This window comes from Kribbella sp., assembly GCF_035655035.1.
Taxonomy (GTDB): Bacteria; Actinomycetota; Actinomycetes; order Propionibacteriales; family Kribbellaceae; genus Kribbella.
On the sequence record NZ_DASRVN010000174.1, the window covers coordinates 1 to 2,767 of the forward strand.

Genomic DNA, 2,767 nt, shown 5'->3' on the forward strand with positions numbered 1-2,767 from the left:
GCGACGGTCTGGGAGGACAACTTCGACGGACCGGCCGGCCAGGCCCCCGATCCCGCCAAGTGGCGGTACGACACCGGTGGCGGTGGCTGGGGCAACAACGAGCTGGAGTACTACACCAACAGCACCCGCAACTCGGCGCTGGACGGCAACGGCAACCTGGTAATCACCGCCCGGCAGGAGAGCGGCGGTTTCCAGTGCTGGTACGGCCCGTGCCAGTACACGTCGGCGCGGCTGCTCACCGCACAGACCTTCACCCAGACGTACGGCCGGTTCGAGGCCCGCATCAAGATCCCCCGAGGGCAAGGACTCTGGCCCGCGTTCTGGATGCTCGGCGGCAGCAACTGGCCGAACGACGGCGAGATCGACATCATGGAGAACATCGGCAAGGAGCCGGCCACCGTGCACGGCACGATCCACGGCCCGGGCTACTCCGGCGCAGGAGGGATCGGTGCCGCGTACAACCATCCGAACGGCTGGTCGTTCGCCGACGACTTCCACACGTTCGCGGTCGACTGGGCACCGGACTCGATCACCTGGTCGGTCGACGGCGTCCAGTACGAGCGCCGTACGCCGGCGGACCTGAACGGCAACACCTGGGTGTTCAACCACCCGTTCTTCATGATCATGAACGTGGCGGTGGGCGGCGGCTGGCCGGGCAACCCGGACGGTACGACGCAGATGCCGCAGACCATGACCGTCGACTACGTGCGGGTGACCACGCTCGGCAGCTCCGGCGGTGGTGGCTCACAGATCACCGGGTTGGCCGGGAAGTGTCTGGATGTTGCCGCGGCCAACAGTGCGGACGGTACGCCGGTCCAGCTCTACGACTGCAACGGTACGAACGCGCAGCAGTGGAGCCGTCCGGGCGACGGGACGATCCGTGCCCTGGGCAAGTGTCTCGACGTGAACGCCGGCTCGGTGGCGGACGGTGCCAAGGTCCAGCTCTGGACCTGCAACGGCACTGGAGCACAGCAATGGAACTACACGTCGGCCCACGACCTGGTGAATCCACAGGCGAACAAGTGTCTCGATGTCACCGGCAACAATTCCGCCAACGCCACCCCCACCCAACTCTGGACCTGCACCGGAGCCGCCAACCAGAAGTGGACCGTCTGACTCAGCCTTTCCGGAACTTTTCCGTCACCTGGTGGCGGAAAAGTTCCGGAAACTAGCGCGACGCGGGTACGGCGCCTCCGTTGCGGAGGAGGTGGACGACGGGGAGGGTTGCGGCGCCCAGGGCCACAGCGTCGCGACCCAGTTCGCACAGGACGAGGGAGACCTGGGCGTACGGGCGGCGGAGGGCGTGTTTGCCGACCTCGGCGCGCAGTTCGTCGAGGTACTTCTCACCCAGCAACAGGCCGGCCCAGCCACCGAGGACGATCCGCTCGGGGTTGACCAGGTTCACGAGGTTCGCGAAGCCCGCCGCCAGGTAGCCGATCGTGTCCGCGACGATGGTTGCCGCCGGCTCCGAATCCGACGCGAGCAGCCCGACGAAGGCGGCCTCCTCGTCCCCGTCGACCAGGCCGCCCGCCTCCCGGTACCGGTCCAGCACCCCTTCGGCACCGACGTACGCCTCGAGACAACCGAGCGCCCCGCACCGGCACTGCCGCCCGCCGTACACGATCGTCATGTGGCCCCACTCGCCCGCGCTGCTGCGGGCCCCGCGATAGCTGGATCCGCCCGCCACCAAGGCCGATCCGACCCCGGAACCGACCAGCGCGACGACCGCCTCGGTCGCACCCCGCCCAGCCCCGAACCACATCTCCGCCTGGCCGAGCATGTTCGCGCCGTTGTCCACGTGCACCGGAATATCGGTGCCCTCGGCAAGCATCGCGGCCAGCGGTACGGCGTCCCAGCCGAGCGTCTGCGCGTCGACGACCGCGTTGTCCTCGACCACGCCGGAGACCGCGACGCCGAGGCCGAGGATCTGCCCGGACCGCACCCCGGAGGCGGCGACGACGGTCGAAAGCCCTTCCAGTACGTGCTTCACGACCTCTTCGGGCGTCGGCGAGCTGATCGGATGGTCGGCCCGGGCGAGCACGTTCATCGCCAGGTCGAACAGCTCCACCCGGACCCGGGTCTCCCCGACCTCGGCGCCCACGACGTACCGGAAGGTCGGTGCCACCCGCAACAACACCCGCGGCCGGCCGCCCTCGGACTCGACCGAACCGGCCTCCTCGACCACGCCCTCGGTGATCAGCTCCGCGACCAGGTTGCTGACGCTCGCCGCGCTCAGCGACGTCCGGACGGTCAGCTCCTGGCGGCTCAGCGGACCCTCGCGGTAGATGCTGGTGAGGATCACCGAGCGGTTGGACCGGCGCATGTCGCGCACCGTGGTCCGGCGTACTTCCATCCTCGACCTCACCCTGCCCGGCCCCGCGCAGGGCCGCTCGCCCCGAGTTCATCACGTCGGCCCCGGCGGCGGAAGATCCCCCTTCCTCCAAGTCGTGAACTAAGACTCGATTCGTTACCGCTCCGTGATTGACGACCCTCGTCCGGCTCGGCTTTGATCTACGGAACCGCTTCCGAAACCGGTTCCGACCAGCAGCACCCCGACCGCCCGAGGGGAGTTCAGCGTGTCCATCACGATCGCCGACGTCGCGCGCCAGGCCGGCGTCAGCAAGACCACCGTGTCGCGCGTCCTCAACGGCAAGGGCGAGCTGGACCTGCGGACCGCCGAACGCGTCCGGCAGGTGATCGAGGAGCTCGGGTACGTGCCGAGCGCCCGCGCCGTCGGACTGGCCCGCGGCCGGACCCGGATCGTCGG

At 69.0% G+C, this 2,767-nt stretch carries 3 protein-coding genes; 2 read left to right on the top strand and 1 reads right to left on the bottom strand.

Going from position 1 to position 2,767, the window contains the following annotated elements; genetic code table 11:
• On the top strand, positions 1 to 1,116 hold a 1,116-nt coding region (locus VFF46_RS10280; protein WP_325036834.1), incomplete at its 5' end, for a family 16 glycosylhydrolase.
• A gap of 52 nt (positions 1,117 to 1,168) precedes the next feature.
• Here VFF46_RS10280 and VFF46_RS10285 read toward each other — a convergent pair.
• Complete coding sequence (locus tag VFF46_RS10285) at positions 1,169 to 2,353, bottom strand: ROK family transcriptional regulator (RefSeq protein ID WP_325036835.1); 1,185 nt, start codon at positions 2,351 to 2,353, stop codon at positions 1,169 to 1,171.
• Positions 2,354 to 2,576: 223 nt separating this feature from the next.
• On the opposite strand from VFF46_RS10285, the gene VFF46_RS10290 reads away from it, so the two are divergent.
• The coding region (locus VFF46_RS10290; protein WP_325036836.1) for a LacI family DNA-binding transcriptional regulator at positions 2,577 to 2,767 on the top strand (191 nt) is incomplete at its 3' end.

Excerpts from the sequence above, each read along its gene's own strand:
- VFF46_RS10285 (WP_325036835.1), bottom strand. The coding sequence starts at position 2,353 with ATGGAAGTACGCCGGACCACGGTGCGCGACATGCGCCGGTCCAACCGC.